Below are 16,334 nucleotides of genomic sequence, written 5' to 3'. Positions count from 1 at the left end.
TCCGCGCAGCGAGACCTGACGCGGCAATCCGGGCCCTCTCACGTTCAGATTTGATCTTCGGATCAGTGGCGGCCTTCGCGCAGCCAGCCTGCCAGGATGAAACCGGCAGCGAGGAACAGGACCAGCCAGGGCGGTAGCAAAGCGGTTTGCGTCACATCGCGGGTTTCATAAGCGCCACGTGGTGTCAGCCCGATCCAGCCCCGACCAGCTGCGGGACGCCCTTCGCGCACCGATCGGATCGAGGGCAGCCCGTCTTCCAGACGTATGACGCCACCGCGCATGGTGGCCAGGATCGGGTCGAGAACCTCGCCCGTCGCAATAGTCTGTTCGAATTCGCGCGGGGCGGCGGGGCCAAGGCCGATCACCGCTTGGCGCTCGCCTTCCTGCAAGCGATAGAGGCCAATCTCTGGCCCCGTATAAAGCGCCTCAAACCGACCGGGTGAGACCTCCTGCAAGGTGACAGTCTCGGTCTCGCCATTGGGGCGGGTGATGGTCACCGGACCGACCTCTTCCTCAAGCGTGCGGCGGATGATGCGCATGGTGCGGCCCTGCGCATCGGCCCAGAGCGCCTCTTCCTCAAGCTCGGGTTCCTTCATCATCCAGTGCGCCAGCCTGCGCAGCAGTTCCAGTTGCGGACCGCCCCCCTCATATCCCCGGCTCCAGAGCCAGGCGTGATCCGAGGCCAGCAGCGCAACCCGACCTTCACCGACCCGGTCCAGGATCAGCAGCGGACGGTCGTCAATCCCGCTCATCACCACATTGCCGGACCGGGGGAAGACATCGACCTGGCGCAGCCACGCACCCCACTCCTCGATCCCGCCCAGATCGGCGGTAACCGGGTGGCGCTCGCCCAGTTCGGTCACCTGCGGCATGTAGCGTTCCTCGATCACGCGGGCGGTGGGTTGCGCGGGCAGGGTCGGCCCCAGCGGCGAGCGATAGATGCTGTCGGCCGTGGCAAAGTCGGGCCCGGCTGCGACCAGAACCGCGCCGCCATCGGCAACATATTGCGAGACATTGTCCAGATAGATCGCAGGCAAAATCCCGCGCCGCTTGTAGCGGTCAAAGATGATCAGGTCAAAATCGTTGATCTTTTCCAGAAACAGCTCACGTGTGGGGAAGGCGATCAGCGATAGCTCATCCACTGGCACGCCATCCTGCTTTTCGGGCGGGCGCAGGATGGTGAAATGCACAAGATCGACGGCGCTGTCGGATTTCAGCAGGTTGCGCCATGTGCGCCCGCCGGGATGCGGTTCGCCCGAAACCAGCAGCACCCGCAACCGGTCACGCACGCCGTTCATCTGGATCAGCGCGGTGTTGTTGCGGTCCGTTAGCTCGCCCTCGGCGGCAGGAACGGAGAATTGGATGACGTTGCGCCCGCCATGGGTCAGGGTCACAGGTAGTTCAATATCCTGCCCGATGGGAACGGTGAAGGTATCCGGCTCGGCCCCATCGACCGAGATCTGCAGCGGGGCGGAGCGCTGATCAGCAGGCGCAGCACCACTATCCTCGATCCGCAATGTCAGGGTCACCGGCTCATCGATGATGGCGAAGGCAGGCGCGTTCTTGACGATCAGGCGGCGATCCCAATCGTCGGATCGGCCCGATAACAAGAGGTGCATCGGCGCGGGCAGTTGCGGGGCCATGTCGGCATCATGCACACGACCATCCGAGAGCGCGATAATCCCGGCAACGCGCGCGCGCGGTTCCTCTGCCAGGACCTCGGAAAGCGCACTCATCAGTTGAGTGCCTGCGTCGCCTTCACCATCGCCGACGCGAACCCGGCGCAATTCGGTGTTGTCGCGGGCCTCGATCGTGGCGGCAAGGGCATCTGCCGCTTCTTGGGTCTGCTGCTGCCGGTCTGCGAGGGTCTGGCTGGCGCTCTGGTCTTCCAGCAGGATCACGATATCGCTGAGCGGCGCGCGGTCCTCGATCTGATAGGCCGGGCCTGCCAGCGCGCCCAGCAAGACGAGCGCCGCAAGACCTCGTAATGCCCAGCCTGACAAGCCGCGCCAGAGCGCCAATATGACACCGGCACCAGCGAGAATTGCCAGTACCAACAGCGCGGGCCACGGGATCAGCGGGTCAAAGACGATACTTCCTGTCATTGTCCCAACCTGTCCAGAAGGGCGGGCACATGCACCTGATCGGATTTGTAGTTGCCGGTCAGCACATGCATCACCAGATTGACGCCAAAGCGATAGGCCAGTTCACGCTGTCGCTCGCCCGCAAATCCGCGCCCAACCGGCAGCAGGGGGCGGCCGTTGCGGTCGATGGCCCAGGCTGCGGCCCAGTCATTGCCACCGATGATCACCGGGGTGACCCCGTCATTGAGATTGCGAAAGGGCATGCCTTCGATCTGTTCGGCATCGGGTGGGGCGGCTTCGACCCAGACATCCGCGCCCTGGTGGCGGCCGGGGAAGTCCTGCAGCAGATAGAAGGTGCGGGTCAGCACGTGATCGCGCGGCACCGGTTCCAGAGGTGGTACGTCCAGCGGGGCAGCCAGTTGCTGCAATTTGCGCCCGTTCGGGCTGCCTGCGCCGAACCGCGCGATATCTGCATCGCGCGTATCAAAGAGGATCATGCCGCCTGATCTGAGATAGGCGTTCAGCTTTGAATAGGCCGCATCCGAAGGTTGCGGCTGATCCGGCGAGATCGGCCAGTAGAGGAAGGGGAAGAAGGCCAGTTCGTCGCGCTCAAGGTCGATGCCGACCGGCTCCACCGGTTCCACAGACGTGCGATAGCTGAGCGTTTCGCTAAGCCCCCGTAATCCGGCTTGCGCCACATCATCGACATTGCGGTCGCCGGTCAGCACATGGGCCAGAACCAGCTCAGCGGTGGCGGACAAGGCGAAATCATTTCCTTCACCCTCCCGCGCGCGCGCGTCCGGCGAGACCAGCGAAAAGGCCAGCCCGAGCATAAGGGCGGGGGCCAGGGCCGCCATCCGCAAGCGCCCCGACAGCGCCAGCGAGGCGATCACATCAAGTAGCAGCAAGAGCAGCGCCAGGCTCAGCAACGGGCCACCCAGCGGGGTTTCGCGTTCGATACTCAACCCCTCGACCGGGATGTTGGCGGGCCAGGTCACGGGCACCAGATCGGCCTCGGCGGTCAGCACATTGCGGGCCAGCCGCCGGTCTTCGCTGGCATAGATACCGGGACGCAGATCGGGGCCAAGCGGGTCTTCGGCCAATGCAGCCCCCTCGACACCCGGCAGGTTGCCCGCCTCTTCCAGCGCGCCAAAACCGTCCAAAACCTGCACCGGGGTCCATGTTGTGCCCGCCAGATCCTCAGCCTCGGGTGGTTTTGCCGAGGAAGAAACTGCGAGCCGTTCCAGCATCTCGACGAACAGTCCCGATAGTGGCAGGCTTGACCATTCGGCATTGGCGGTGACGTGGAACAGCACGATCTGGCCCTGACCCAGCGGTTTGCGGGTGACCAGCGGCGTGCCGTCGCTGAGCGCGGCGATGACCCGGTCGGCCAGCGTCGGGTCCGGCTGCGCCATCACCTGCGCGGTGACCCGGACATCGTCGGGCACCGGCAGGCCAAAGAACGGCGAGGTGTCGGGGAAGGGGGCCAGCGCCTTGGGTTCGCCCCAGCTCATCGCGCCCCCCACAGACCGTCCGCCGGAGCGCAGGCGCACCGGCATCAGCGGATGCTCGTCATTGCGGCTGACCTCACTCGCGGCAAGGCGCGGCCCGGCAAAGCGCAGCAACAAGCCGCCTTCTTCGACCCATTCGGTCAGCGCGGTTTCTTCGGCACCTGACAGCGTAGCCACATCAGCCAGCACGATGACATCAGGTTTGGCGGGCAGGATATCGGTGAGCGCGCCGTTCAGCAGTTCGGCAGTTGGTTGCAGCGCCTGTTCCAGGTAGTGCAGCGGTGACAGCAGCTCCAGCCCTTCGCGGTCTTCGCGCCCGGCGATCAGAGCGACCTCACGGCGGCGCAGGCTGTCATCGGCCAGTGTCACGGCACCGGCGGAGCGTTGGCCCTGCAATTCGAACCGAGTGATCCGCGCGCGCAACTCCGAGGGCAGAGACAGCGCGGTTTCGGCATGGGTTTCCCCCGCCGCAAAGCTTGCTGTGGCCGAGGCCAGAACCCGCGCCGTGCCGCCTGGGTCGCGGCCATGGGCCAGAATGGTGCCCTCCTGCGGCAGCGTTGACGGGCTGCGAATGGCGCGCAGTTGAATGGCACCATCCTCAAAGAAAGAGGGCAACAAGCCCAGAACCGGTTTCTCGGTCTGATAGACGCTGAGGGGGCCAGCACTGTCGAGCGCGGCCAGAATCCGGTCGCGGCCCGCATAGTCCAGCCCGTCGCTGAACCAGCGGGTTTCAAAGCTCTCGTCGATGGAGCCAATAGCGGTCTCGGCCCCCGTGATCTGGGCGATCGCGGGTTGCCACGGCATCGGCTCCAGCCCCGGAAGACGGTTGCGCCAGACATCGGCGCTCTGGAAGACCGGTTGTTCCGGGGCGCTCAGGCGCAGGATCGACACTGGTCTGCCGGTGCGCCCGGCCTCGCCAAGCTGCGCATCCAGCAGCGCCATCTTGTCGGGCCAACCCGTGGCCCCGGCCCAGCTTGCATCCAGAACGATCAGCAACGGGCCAGAACCGCTGGCCTCGCGCGAAGGATTCAGCACCGGCCCGGCAAGGCCGGTGATCACGGCGGCCACGGCCAGCATCCGCAACAGCAGCAGCCACCACGGTGTCCGGTCCGAGACGCTTTCATCATCGCGCAGACCCAGCAGCAGGGTGACGGCAGGGAACAGGCGGCGGATCGGTGCGGGCGGGACCGCACGCAGGATCAGCCACAGAACCGGCAGCGCCAGCAGACCCAGCAACAGCCAGGGCGCGGTGAAGCCTATGCCGCCGATCACGGTCACCGATGGCCACCATCAAGCGCGCGGTAAATCCACAGCAGCGCCGCCTGGGCACTGTCGCTGGTATGATGCAGCCCAAACTGCCATCCGGTCGCGTGACATAGCTGGTTCAGCCTGTCCTTCCTTTCCGCCAGCCGGGCGATGTAACGCGGCTTCAGGTCCCCGGCCTTGAGGGTTTCGTGGCGAAACGTGCCGCCGACACTCTCGAAGATGGTCCGCCCCTGATATGGGAACTCTTCTTCGCTGGGATCAAGGGTCATCATCAAAACCCCGCGCACGCCGCGATCGGCGGCCTTGGTCAGGGCCAGTTCCACCTCGTCCAGATCGCCCAGAAAATCCGACAGGAACACGGCGCGCGCATGCGGGATCATGGCGCGATGTTCAGGGGGCTGGTAGTCGGGCTCGGCATCCTGCGCCCAGGCCTCGGCCAGACGGATGATCTGTGCATTGCCGCGGCGTGGTGGCAGCGTTGTGCCGGTCAGTCCAACGCGCTCACCACCCCGGATCAGCAGGATCGCGATGGCCAGCCCCACCAGCCGCGCGCGATCCGCCTTGGTCGGCAGGGCCTTGTCCGAGGCGAACCGCATTGAGGCCCCCTGATCGACCCAGAGCATCACCGATTGCGCAATCTGCCACTCGCGCTCGCGCACGAATTGCTGATCGCCGCGCGCCGAGCGGCGGTGGTCGATCAGGCGCTTGCTATCGCCGTGCTGTGCCGGGCGGTATTGCCAGAAATCGTCGCCCAGACCGGCGCGGCGGCGGCCGTGATCGCCCAGCAGGACGGTGCCCGCCAGATGCTCGGCCCGTGCCAGCAGGGGCGGCAGGCGCGATGCTTCGGCCTCGGATCGTTCCCTGAGGGTCAGGGCAGGCGTCACGCGGCGGCCTCGGTTCGGCTGAGGCCCTGCGCGGTACTGTCGATCAGATCGGAGAGGCGGTCACCGCGCGCGCGGGCGGCAAAGTTCAGCGCCATCCGGTGGCTGAGAACCGGGCGGGCCATGTCCAGCACGTCTTCGGCATTTGGCGCCAGCCGTCCTTGCAACAAGGCGCGCGCGCGCACGGTCATCATGAGGGCCTGTGCGGCGCGTGGTCCGGGGCCCCAGGCCACGGTTTCGGCCACCTGTTCGGACACGCCCACCTCATCAGGCCGGAAGGCGCGCACCAGATCGAGGATCAGATCCACCACCGACTCACCCACCGGCATCCGCCGCAGCAGGGTCTGGGCGGCGAGCAATTCGTCGCGGGTGAACACCTGCGTCGCCTCGGCCTCGTCCACACCGGTCGTGGCCAGCAGGATGTCACGTTCGGTCTCGCGGTCGGGATATTCCACATCGACCTGCACCAGGAAACGGTCAAGCTGCGCCTCGGGCAGAGGATAGGTGCCCTCCTGCTCGATTGGGTTCTGGGTGGCCAGCACATGGAACGGCTCGCCCAGCACCCGATCCTCGCCAGCGACGGTCACGGTCTTTTCCTGCATCGCCTGCAGCAGCGCCGATTGCGTCCGTGGGCTGGCGCGGTTGATCTCATCCGCCATCAAGAGCTGGCAAAAGATCGGCCCGGACACGAAGCGGAAATGGCGCGAGCCATCCTCGGCGGTGTCCAAAACTTCGGAGCCCAGAATATCAGCGGGCATCAGGTCGGGCGTGAACTGGATGCGGTTGCCATTTAGCCCCATCACGGTCGACAGCGTTTCGACCAGCAGGGTCTTGCCCAGACCGGGCAATCCGATCAACAGCGCATGACCGCCACAAAGCAAAGCGGTCAGCGTCAGGTCCACCACACGCTCCTGTCCGATGAAGCGGCGGGTGATCGAGGCCTTGGCCTGCTGAAGCTTTTCTTCCAGCGCTTCGATCTCGGCAACAAGGTCGGTTTGATCGGACATGACATTCCTTTCCATGGGCGTATATGGTTCTGAGTGTATCTCTCTCACCGGAAATGGCAAAACGAATGCGCGAACAAAAGACCGTTACACCCTCGGCAGATGGCATTGCGGCGTCAGTTCGCGCAGCCGCCAAACGCGGATTGCCGCCGGTGCATCTGTGGAACCCGCCCTTTTGCGGCGACCTGGACATGCGGATCGCGCGGGACGGGACGTGGTTTTATCTTGGCTCCCCCATCAGCAGGCCGGAACTGGTGAAGTTGTTCTCGTCGGTGATCAAGAAAGAGGATGGCAAGTATTTCCTCGTCACCCCGGTGGAAAAGGTCGGCATCACCGTGGATGGCGCGCCTTTTGTCGCCGTGGATTTCGAGGCGACAGGCAGCGGCACGGATCAGGTGTTGGAGTTTGTGACAAAGACCGAGGACAGCGCCATCGCAGGGCCGGATCATCCGATTCGCGTTGTCCGGGATGCACAGACCGGCGAGCCGTCGCCCTATGTTCATATCCGCGCCGATCTTGAGGCGCTGATCGACCGCAAGAGCTTTTATCGGCTGATCGAACTTGGCACCCATTCCGATGGCTGGTTCGGCGTCTGGTCGTCGGGTCAGTTTTTCCCGATCATCCCTTCGAACGAGTTGGATATCTGATGGCCAAGCGCGGGATTTGTTGACAGGCGCGGCTTTCTCGATTTATTTTTGCCGTAAAAATAAAATGGGAGAAAGCCGTGTATCTGGGACTTGATCTGGGCACGTCCGGGCTGCGCGGGCTGTTGATTGATGGCGATGGCCGTGTTGTCGGTTCGGCCGAGGCGTCCTATTCCAACCCGCATCCGGCACCGGGCTGGTCCGAGCAGGACCCGGCGGATTGGATCAAGGCCTGTCGGGCCGTGATGGCAGAACTGTCTGCGGCCTATCCACGGGAAATCAGCGCCTTACGCGGTATCGGGTTAAGCGGCCATATGCATGGCGCGACGCTGCTCGGGGCGGATGACACGGTGCTGCGGCCCTGTATCCTGTGGAACGACACGAGATCGGCCGAACAGGCGCAATGGCTGGATGCGCAGGCCGGTATCCGCGAAAGTTCGGGCAATATCGTGTTTCCCGGTTTTACCGCGCCCAAGCTGCTCTGGGTCGAAGAGCATGAGCCGGAGGTCTTTGCGAAACTCGCCAAGGTATTGCTGCCGAAGGATTATCTGCGCCTGTGGCTGACGGGCTCGCATATCAGCGATATGTCCGATAGTGCCGGAACCAGCTGGCTGGATGTCGGCGCGCGCGACTGGTCCACGCTGGCGTTGGAAACCAGTCATATCCGGCGCGAACAGATGCCGGAACTGGTCGAGGGCAGTGCTGCGGGCGGTCGATTGCGCGCAGCACTCTGCACCGAATGGGGCATCAAAGGCTCGGTTGTGGTGGCTGGCGGGGGCGGTGACAATGCGGCGGCGGCTTGCGGGGCGGGTTGTTTTGCCGAAGGCACCGGCTTTGTCTCGCTTGGGACCTCTGGTGTGCTGCTGGCGGCGCGCGACAGTTTTGCGCCCGCGCCGGAAACGGCGGTGCATTCCTTCTGCCACGCGGTGCCCGGGCGCTGGTACCAGATGGGGGTGATCCTCGCGGCCACCGATTGCCTGAACTGGCTCTCGCGCAGTGTCGGGCAAAGCCCCGAGCAACTGTCGGCGGCCCTGCCGCGTCAGGTCTCCGGGCCCGGTGCGCTGACCTTCCTGCCTTATCTGTCGGGCGAGCGGACGCCGCATAACGATGCCGCCATTCGCGGGGCCTTTGTTGGTCTTGATATCGGGATGGAGACTGACGCCCTGACCCGCGCGGTAATGGAAGGTGTCGCCTTCGCCCTGCGCGACAGTCTTGAGGCGTTGCGCAAGACCGGTGCCAATCTGGAAACGGTGCTTGCGGTCGGCGGCGGCACGCGGTCGCGGTTCTGGCTGGAAACGCTGGCCTCGACGCTGGGTCTGTCATTGGCCCTGCCTGCGGGTGGCGAGTTCGGGGCGGCCTTGGGCGCAGCCCGTCTGGCGATCTGTGCCGAGACCGGCGCAGACCCGGCGCAGGTCATGACCGCGCCCGAGATTTCGGAAACCATCGCGCCGAGCAGCGATCTGACGGCGCGCTATGACGAGGCCTACCAGACCTATCGCGCGCTCTATCCTGCGCTACGTCAGGCTGGGGCATGAGCAGGCTGCCATACACCCTTTCCGCCGCGCTATGTCTGGCATGCGCCGGTCTCGCAAGCGCCGATCTGCCCGATTTGGGGCCGCCCCCTGACTTCATCGACCCGGATATCGAGCGGGCTGCTCTGGGGCAGCTGCTGTTCTATGACCCGATCCTGTCCGGCAACCAGAATATCTCTTGCGGCACCTGTCACCATCCCCGGTTCGGCACCTCGGACGGGGTGTCTCTGTCATTGGGCGAAGGGGGTGTCGGTCTGGGGCCAGAGCGGTCCCCCGACCCTGAAAACCTGCCCGAACAGCGATTGCCGCGCAACGCGCCAGCGCTCTGGAACCTCGGTGCGCAGGAATTCACGGTCATGTTTCATGATGGTCGGTTGGAGGCTGACGAGGCGGAACCAAACGGCATTCGAACGCCGCTGGGCAGCGACATGACCACCGGTTTCGATTCGGTTCTGTCGGCGCAGAGCATGTTCCCGGTTCTGTCGGGCGATGAGATGGCCGGGCATTATTCGGAAAACGAGATCAGCCGATCGGTACGGCTGGGGATGCTCAGCCAGGAGGGCGGGGCCTGGGATCAGCTTGCTGCCCGCGTTCAGGCCATTCCCGCCTATTCCGAGCGGCTGGAGGAAGTGCGGCGCGCAGATGAAAGCGACGGCTTCCCCCTGATCTCGAACCTGATTGCAGATTTCATCCGCTTTGAATGGCGCGCTGATAACAGCCCCTTTGACCGCGCCATGCGGGGTGAGGCGGCGCTGGACCCCGCAGCGCAGCGCGGTATGGATCTGTTTTATGGCGAAGCGGGGTGTTCCTCGTGCCATTCCGGCTGGTTCCAGACCGACCACGCCTTTCACGCCATCGCCCTGCCGCAGATCGGCCCCGGCAAGGCGGCCCGCTTTGAAAACCACGCGCGCGACGAAGGCCGGATGCGGGTCACCGGTGATCCCGAGGATGCCTATGCCTTCCGCACGCCCTCGCTGCGCAATGTCAAGCTGACCGCGCCGTACGGGCATAACGGGGCCTATTCCGATCTGGATTCGATGATCCGGCACCATCTGGACCCGCTGGCGGGATTGCAGCGCTATGACCCGGGGCAGGCGCGTCTGCCCGCCCTGACCGGAGCCGAGGACACACGGGCGCTGAACGACCCGGAGGAGACAGCGCGCATTGCGGCGGCAAATGATCTTGCGCCGGTGTCTCTAAGCGACGCCGAGATCGCGGATCTGATCGCGTTTCTGGGGGCGCTGACGCATGACGCAAAGCGGCTGGGCGTGCCCGAGACCGTGCCAAGCGGATTGCCGGTGGACCGCTAAGGTCGCAGTGCAATCCGAGTGTTGGCCGCAACACTTTGCCAGACAGAAGGGGAACCACCTGGCCAGATCACCCGGATATCGGCTGACTTTTCCGCGCCCAGACCGAAATGCTGGGGCCCCGTGCTGCCGCCTGAATGGCCACCACCAGCGGTGATCTCCCGCGTCTGCAGGCCTTGCGCGCTGCGCACCTCAACAAACGCCCCCAGCGCCTGATGGTTCCGCGCGATGCCTGTGACATCCACCAGCAGCCAGTTGCCCTGCGCGCCAGTATTTTCGTAGAGCTCCATCGGCGCCCGCCGGTTCACCACCGCAAGATCGAGCGCACCGTCGAGGTTCAGATCGACCAGCGCCGCCCCGCGCGAGCGCGCCATTGAGGCGACCCCTGCCTCCGCGGCCCTCTCACCAAACCGCCCGTCATGTTGCTGCATCAGGAGCGTGTTGGGGTCTTTCATGGCGGCATCCGGCATCTGTTCGACATTGCCTTTGGCCACGAAGATGTCATCGCGCCCATCGTTGTTCACATCCCCAAATGCCGCGTGCCATCCGGTTGAGGGCCGACCGTCGCCGCCCGTATGCGGACGATGCGCCGTGGTGCCCCGGTCATAGGTGGCGTCGCGCCAGACCGGCCCGCCCGGCGCGGGATCGAAGCTCTGGAACTTCTGGTCGCCCATCGAGGTCAGATAGACTTCGGGAAAACCATCACCGGTCAGATCGCGCGAGGCGATGCCCATGCCCCAGAGGCTGTAGGGCAACCAGCCTTCGGCCTCGGCATAAAGGCGCGGGGTCTCTTCCATCGCCCACATCTGTTCCTGCCCGCCACGTACGTAGTAATGCCGGTCATTGCTGATCCTCAGATCGGCGCGGCCTGTGCGACTCCAGTCGGAAAACAGCATCGAGAGCGCGCAAAACCCGGGCTCCAAGTGTTCCGGCGGGCCATAGCGGTCGCCATCCGGGCGGTAGAGCAGGGTGGTATCGCAGGCTTCGAACGGGCCATCGGGATGGGTGCGGTCCACATAGGTGCCGAAAGCCAGCGTCGGCAGGCTTTGACCAGCTTCCCAGGTGGTGGAAAACGCGGTGGTCCAGTGATCGCCCGAGGTGAAACCCAACTCCTCGAAAGGCGTGAAAGTGCAATCGCCCTGACCGCGCAGCAAGAGATCCGGTCCGACCCGCAAAATGGCGAGGTCGAGCACGCCGTCGCCGTCAATCTCGACCGGATAGGCCCCGGTCACACCGGTCAGCGACAGGCTGTCCGGCGTGGCTTCCTCAAACTGCAAAGGCGCGCCCGGTCCGTCCGTCCGGTTGCGCATGAGCTGGGCAGGGTTCGCGCCACCGGCTGCATAAAGCTCAGGCAGATCATCCCCGTCGCAGTCAAACGCAGCAACGCCACCGCCCACGAAATGCTCCCAGCCGCCATCATAGACATGCTCGGGAATCGGGCGCGGTTCAAAGTTCGGCGTCTGAGGTTCGGCATGGCCGGGCCATGCCAATAGCAAAAGCGGCAGCGCCTTAAGTGATCGCATTGGTCACCTCTCGGGCGGCGCGGGCCGAGACCTGTTCGATCCCATATGCTGCGGCCCCCTTGGCCCACATCAGATCGCCCCAGTGATGCACCTTGATCTCTGGCAGCGGTGCGTCGATTTCGACGACCGAGCGTTTCACGCTGTCCAGAACGCGTTCCTCATAAAGATGGTCAAAGGCGATCTGCGCGCCTGACAGCACAATCAACTGAGGATCGAAGATATTGATCAGGTTCGACAGGCCCATGGCAAACATCTGGCCCGCCCGGTCCAGCACCGATTGCGCCAGCCGGTCGCCCTCGCGCGCGGCGGCCAGAACGTCACCCACGTTGTTCGGACGCTCGCCCATCGTCTGAATGTTGGCCTCGCGCAGCAGCGCATAATCGCCGACATAGGCCTCAAGACAGCCGCGCTGGCCGCACTGGCACAGCGCCCCGCCATTCTGCACCTTGGTATGTCCGAATTCCGCCCCGCAGCCGCGCGCGCCGCGATAGAGCTTGCCATCCAGGACAATCCCCATCCCGACGCCATGTTCGATGGTTACAACAAGAAAGTTGCGATAGCCCTGACCGTCACCAAAGAGCTGCTCGGCAATCGCGACCAGATTGGCGTCATTGTCGATGAAAACCGGGCTGGAGAGCTTGCGCGCCAGGATATCGCCGAATTGCACATTGCGTTCGGTCAGGGACGAGGACCAATGCACGAAGCCCTTGGCCGCGTCGATCTGGCCGGGCAAGCCGATGGCGATGCCGGATAGGGTGCGCATTTCAATCCCGGCCTTGGCACAGGTGGCCGCAACGGCTGTCTTGATCTCGTCCGCCAGTTCCTCGCCCGACATGCGGGCGTTGCGCAGATCATGCTCGTGCAAGGCAATCTCGGTGCCGCTGAAATCCACCAGCAGCACCGCGATGCTTTTCTGAGACACTTTCAGGCCTGCGATTCTATGCGCCTCACCCCTCAGTTTGAGCAAGACACGCGGACGGCCACGCTTGGCCTTGGCGCCGCCTGTGCCAGCTTCCTGGCTGATTTCCTCGATCAGGCCTTCCTCCAGCATATCGGCGGTAATGGCGGTCACAGTCGCGGGGCTGAGTCCCGTAGCGGACGCGATATCAATACGCGCGATTCGGTCGGCGGCGCGGATTTCTTCGAGGATTCTCAACCGGCTGACCTCTCGCTGGTCGGCTGCCGCAGGGGTGGGTCTGGGCGCGTTCATGGCGTTCAATCCTCTTTTGGCTCGTGAAACATTATACTGCGCAACAAGCTGTTTCAGGTTCTTTTGTCTAAGCCTAGCATATTTATTTTGACAGGAAAAATAAATATGCTAAAACAAGTCATGCTGAGGCCAAACCATCAGCACGCAATTTCTCAGGGAGGAGGAACACCATGAAAAAACTCGGACTCACTGCTGTTGCCGCAATGCTGATGAGCACAGCGGCATATGCACAGACTGTCGGCGTAAGCTGGTCGAATTTTCAGGAAGAACGCTGGAAGACGGACGAAGCGGCGATTGTCGCAGCGCTTGATGCGGCCGGTGCCGAATATGTGTCGGCGGACGCGCAATCATCGTCCAGCAAGCAATTGTCGGATGTGGAAAGCCTGATCGCTCAGGGCGTCGATGCGCTGATCATTCTGGCGCAGGACACGCAAGCCATCGGACCCGCAGTTCAGGCCGCCGCTGACGAAGGTATTCCGGTCATCGCCTATGACCGCCTGATCGAAGACCCGCGCGCCTTTTATCTGACCTTCGACAATGTCGAGGTGGGCCGGATGCAGGCCCGCGCGGTGCTCGAAGCGATGCCCGAAGGCAATTACGTGATGATCAAGGGCTCGCCCACCGATCCGAACGCGGATTTCCTGCGTGGCGGCCAGCAGGAGATTCTGCAGGAGGCGATTGACAGCGGCAAGATCACCATCGTGGGCGAGGCCTATACCGATGGCTGGCTGCCTGCGAATGCGCAGCGCAACATGGAACAGATCCTGACCGCCAATGACAACAATGTCGACGCGGTGGTTGCCTCGAATGACGGCACAGCCGGTGGCGCTGTTGCGGCGCTGACTGCGCAGGGCATGGAAGGCACGCCGGTCTCGGGGCAGGATGGCGACCACGCCGCGCTGAACCGCGTGGCCAATGGCACCCAGACCGTGTCGGTCTGGAAGGACGCACGCGAGTTGGGCAAGGCGGCGGGTGAAGCTGCCGTTGCGATGGCTGGTGGCGCGTCCGGCGCGGATGTCGACGGGGCAGGTGAATGGACCTCGCCAGCCGGTACCACCATGACGGCCAAGTTCCTGGCTCCGGTTCCGGTCACCAAAGACAACCTGACCGCTGTGGTTGATGCCGGTTGGATCACCAAGGACGCACTCTGCCAGGGCGTAACGGGCGGCCCGGCACCGTGTAACTAAGGCCATGTAATCAAGAACCATCGGGTGCTGCGCCAAGGTGCGGCACCCCACCCCCTACCACCGCTGAAACGAAGAGGTCTGACATGACAGACACAACGTCTCAGCCAATCCCCGAACGGCAAAAAGGCAACCTGTTCCAGCAACTGGAACTGGACCTGCGGCTATTGGGCATGATTGGCGCTTTCGTCATCCTGTGTATCGGTTTCAACATCCTGACGGATGGTCGGTTTCTGACACCGCGTAACATCTTCAACCTCACGATCCAGACCGTCTCGGTCGCGATAATGGCCTGTGGCATGGTCTTTGTGATCGTGAACCGCCATATCGACCTGTCGGTTGGGGCGCTGCTGGCCACAACCTCGGCCATCATGGCGGTGACGCAAACGCAAATCCTGCCGCATACGCTGGGTATGGGGCTGGGCAATCCGGCGATCTGGCTGATCACCTTGGTGGTCGGGCTGACGGCAGGCACGCTGATCGGTGCCTTTCAGGGCTGGATGGTGGGCTATCTGAGCATTCCCGCCTTCATCGTGACTTTGGGTGGCTTCCTGGTCTGGCGCAATGTGGCCTGGTATCTGACCGACGGGCAAACCATCGGCCCGCTCGACAGCACCTTCCTGGTCTTTGGCGGCACCAATGGCACATTGGGCGAAACCACAAGCTGGCTGTTAGCCGCTCTGGCCGCGGCACTGGCGATCTGGGGCCTTTGGGGCGCGCGCCGCGCAAAAGCCGGACATGGTTTCCCGGTCAAACCGGCCTGGGCTGAGGCCACGCTCTGCGCGATCACGGCTGGGGCCATCTTTGGTTTCATCTGGATCCTGAATTCCTACCACATCCCCAAACGCCGTCTGGAACGGATGTTCGAGGCACGGGGTGAGACCATGCCAGAAGGGCTGGAAGTGGGCTACGGCCTGCCGGTCTCGGTGCTGATCCTGATAACGGTTGCTGTTGTGATGACGATCATTGCACGCCGGACCCGCTTTGGCCGCTATATCTTTGCCACCGGCGGCAATCCGGATGCGGCAGAGCTGTCAGGCATCAACACGCGTCGCCTGACGGTCAAAATCTTTGCGCTGATGGGCTTCCTCTGTGCGCTTTCCGCGGTAATTGCTTCGGCGCGCCTGTCCAACCATTCCAATGATATCGGTACGCTGGACGAGTTGCGGGTGATCGCGGCTGCCGTGATCGGCGGCACCGCGCTGTCGGGCGGGTTCGGCACGATCTATGGCGCAATCCTTGGAGCCCTGATCATGCAGGCGCTGCAATCGGGCATGGCCATGGTCGGCGTCGATGCGCCATTCCAGAACATCGTGGTTGGCACGGTGCTGGTTCTGGCGGTGCTGATCGACATCATCTACCGCAAACGTGTGGGGGCAAAGTGATGACACGCAATCCAAAAAGAGCCGCAGGCGAAACGCCCCTTGTGGAAATGGACGATGTCTCGATCTCTTTCGGGGGGATCAAGGCAGTGGATCACGTCAGTGTCGATCTTTACCAGGGCGAAGTTGTGGGCCTGCTGGGCCATAACGGTGCCGGGAAGTCGACCCTGATCAAGATGCTCTCGGGCGCCTATCAGAAGGAAACCGGTGAGATCCGCGTGAATGGCCAGACGGTCGACATCCAGAACCCCCGCGATGCGCGCGCGCTGAATATCGAGACGATCTATCAGACGCTTGCGCTGGCGGATAACCTCGACGCGGCTTCGAACCTGTTTCTGGGGCGCGAGCTGGTGACGCCGCTGGGACTGGTGGACGATTCGGCGATGGAGGCAGAATGCCGCAAGATCATGGGCCGCCTCAACCCGAACTTTCAGAAGTTCAACGAGCCGGTCTCGGCGCTCTCGGGTGGCCAGCGCCAGTCGGTTGCTATCGCGCGGGCGGTCTATTTCAACGCCAAGGTCCTGATCATGGACGAACCCACGGCGGCGCTTGGCCCGCATGAGACCCAGATGGTCGCGGAGCTGATTCAGCAGCTCAAGGCGGACGGGATCGGCATCTTCCTGATCGACCATGACGTGCATGCAGTGATGGAATTGTGCGACCGCGCGAGCGTCATGAAGAACGGTCAACTGGTCGGTACCGTCGAGATCGACGATGTGACCGATGACGACCTGCTGTCGATGATCATCCTCGGCAAGAAACCGGGGGAAGAGGCGGCCTGAGCCTCTTCCCATTTTGAAAAAAGG

At 63.6% G+C, this 16,334-nt stretch carries 12 protein-coding genes; 6 read left to right on the top strand and 6 right to left on the bottom strand.

What is annotated here, in order from left to right; all coding sequences use genetic code 11:
* Positions 1-62 precede the first annotated feature (62 nt).
* Genes Q5Y75_RS10835 through Q5Y75_RS10820 form a run of 4 tightly spaced genes read right to left on the bottom strand, consistent with a single transcriptional unit; the run spans position 63 to position 6,749 of the window.
* Positions 63-2,105, bottom strand: a complete 2,043-nt coding sequence (locus tag Q5Y75_RS10835) for a hypothetical protein (protein WP_306197141.1) — start codon at positions 2,103-2,105, stop codon at positions 63-65.
* Positions 2,102-4,873 carry a DUF4159 domain-containing protein gene (locus Q5Y75_RS10830; protein WP_306197139.1) on the bottom strand — a complete coding sequence of 924 codons (2,772 nt, stop codon included), beginning with the start codon at positions 4,871-4,873 and terminating at the stop codon, positions 2,102-2,104. The genes Q5Y75_RS10835 and Q5Y75_RS10830 overlap by 4 nt, the downstream gene beginning before the upstream one ends.
* Positions 4,870-5,745, bottom strand: coding sequence for a DUF58 domain-containing protein (locus tag Q5Y75_RS10825; RefSeq protein ID WP_306197137.1), 876 nt, complete (start codon positions 5,743-5,745; stop codon positions 4,870-4,872). The genes Q5Y75_RS10830 and Q5Y75_RS10825 overlap by 4 nt, the downstream gene beginning before the upstream one ends.
* The gene (locus Q5Y75_RS10820; protein WP_306197135.1) at positions 5,742-6,749 is read right to left on the bottom strand and encodes an AAA family ATPase; all 1,008 of its coding nucleotides are present in this window, start codon (positions 6,747-6,749) and stop codon (positions 5,742-5,744) included. Before Q5Y75_RS10820 ends, Q5Y75_RS10825 begins: the two co-directional genes overlap by 4 nt.
* A 65-nt stretch (positions 6,750-6,814) precedes the next feature.
* On the opposite strand from Q5Y75_RS10820, the gene Q5Y75_RS10815 reads away from it, so the two are divergent.
* From Q5Y75_RS10815 to Q5Y75_RS10805, 3 genes are all read left to right on the top strand, one after another.
* A complete protein-coding gene (locus Q5Y75_RS10815; RefSeq protein ID WP_306197133.1) occupies positions 6,815-7,393 on the top strand; it encodes a DUF1285 domain-containing protein in 579 nt (192 codons plus the stop codon).
* Positions 7,394-7,470: 77 nt separating this feature from the next.
* Positions 7,471-8,925 carry a xylulokinase gene (gene xylB / locus Q5Y75_RS10810; RefSeq protein ID WP_306197132.1) on the top strand — a complete coding sequence of 485 codons (1,455 nt, stop codon included), beginning with the start codon at positions 7,471-7,473 and terminating at the stop codon, positions 8,923-8,925.
* Positions 8,922-10,232, top strand: a complete 1,311-nt coding sequence (locus Q5Y75_RS10805; protein ID WP_306197130.1) for a cytochrome-c peroxidase — start codon at positions 8,922-8,924, stop codon at positions 10,230-10,232. The genes xylB and Q5Y75_RS10805 overlap by 4 nt, the downstream gene beginning before the upstream one ends.
* On the opposite strand, the gene Q5Y75_RS10800 is transcribed toward Q5Y75_RS10805, so the two are convergent.
* Together Q5Y75_RS10800 and Q5Y75_RS10795 are read right to left on the bottom strand one after the other, a co-directional pair.
* Complete coding sequence (locus Q5Y75_RS10800) at positions 10,229-11,752, bottom strand: CRTAC1 family protein (RefSeq protein WP_306197128.1); 1,524 nt, start codon at positions 11,750-11,752, stop codon at positions 10,229-10,231. The two genes, Q5Y75_RS10805 and Q5Y75_RS10800, sit on opposite strands and share 4 nt — an antisense overlap.
* The gene (locus tag Q5Y75_RS10795) at positions 11,739-12,962 is read right to left on the bottom strand and encodes an ROK family transcriptional regulator (RefSeq protein WP_306197126.1); all 1,224 of its coding nucleotides are present in this window, start codon (positions 12,960-12,962) and stop codon (positions 11,739-11,741) included. Before Q5Y75_RS10795 ends, Q5Y75_RS10800 begins: the two co-directional genes overlap by 14 nt.
* Positions 12,963-13,132: 170 nt before the next feature.
* Here Q5Y75_RS10795 and xylF point away from each other — a divergent pair, with 170 nt between their 5' ends.
* The 3 genes from xylF to Q5Y75_RS10780 all read left to right on the top strand — a co-directional run bounded on the left by xylF (position 13,133) and on the right by Q5Y75_RS10780 (position 16,310).
* Entirely contained in the window at positions 13,133-14,149 is a 1,017-nt protein-coding gene (gene xylF / locus Q5Y75_RS10790) for a D-xylose ABC transporter substrate-binding protein (RefSeq protein ID WP_306197124.1), read from the top strand.
* Positions 14,150-14,232: 83 nt separating this feature from the next.
* The gene (locus tag Q5Y75_RS10785) at positions 14,233-15,531 is read left to right on the top strand and encodes a sugar ABC transporter permease (RefSeq protein ID WP_306197122.1); all 1,299 of its coding nucleotides are present in this window, start codon (positions 14,233-14,235) and stop codon (positions 15,529-15,531) included.
* Complete coding sequence (locus Q5Y75_RS10780) at positions 15,531-16,310, top strand: ATP-binding cassette domain-containing protein (protein ID WP_306197120.1); 780 nt, start codon at positions 15,531-15,533, stop codon at positions 16,308-16,310. Before Q5Y75_RS10785 ends, Q5Y75_RS10780 begins: the two co-directional genes overlap by 1 nt.
* Positions 16,311-16,334: the final 24 nt, after the last annotated feature.

The sequence above is a fragment of the Ruegeria discodermiae genome (assembly GCF_030758345.1).
In the GTDB taxonomy this organism is placed as follows: Bacteria; Pseudomonadota; Alphaproteobacteria; order Rhodobacterales; family Rhodobacteraceae; genus Ruegeria_C.
This window is presented reverse-complemented; position numbering and strand designations above follow the sequence as displayed.

Excerpts from the sequence above, each read along its gene's own strand:
- Q5Y75_RS10835 (WP_306197141.1), bottom strand. The coding sequence starts at position 2,105 with ATGACAGGAAGTATCGTCTTTGACCCGCTGATCCCGTGGCCCGCGCTG.
- Q5Y75_RS10815 (WP_306197133.1), top strand. The coding sequence starts at position 6,815 with ATGCGCGAACAAAAGACCGTTACACCCTCGGCAGATGGCATTGCGGCG.
- Q5Y75_RS10795 (WP_306197126.1), bottom strand. The coding sequence starts at position 12,962 with ATGAACGCGCCCAGACCCACCCCTGCGGCAGCCGACCAGCGAGAGGTC.
- xylF (WP_306197124.1), top strand. The coding sequence starts at position 13,133 with ATGAAAAAACTCGGACTCACTGCTGTTGCCGCAATGCTGATGAGCACA.
- Q5Y75_RS10805 (WP_306197130.1), top strand. The coding sequence starts at position 8,922 with ATGAGCAGGCTGCCATACACCCTTTCCGCCGCGCTATGTCTGGCATGC.
- Q5Y75_RS10820 (WP_306197135.1), bottom strand. The coding sequence starts at position 6,749 with ATGTCCGATCAAACCGACCTTGTTGCCGAGATCGAAGCGCTGGAAGAA.
- Q5Y75_RS10800 (WP_306197128.1), bottom strand. The coding sequence starts at position 11,752 with ATGCGATCACTTAAGGCGCTGCCGCTTTTGCTATTGGCATGGCCCGGC.
- Q5Y75_RS10780 (WP_306197120.1), top strand. The coding sequence starts at position 15,531 with ATGACACGCAATCCAAAAAGAGCCGCAGGCGAAACGCCCCTTGTGGAA.
- Q5Y75_RS10785 (WP_306197122.1), top strand. The coding sequence starts at position 14,233 with ATGACAGACACAACGTCTCAGCCAATCCCCGAACGGCAAAAAGGCAAC.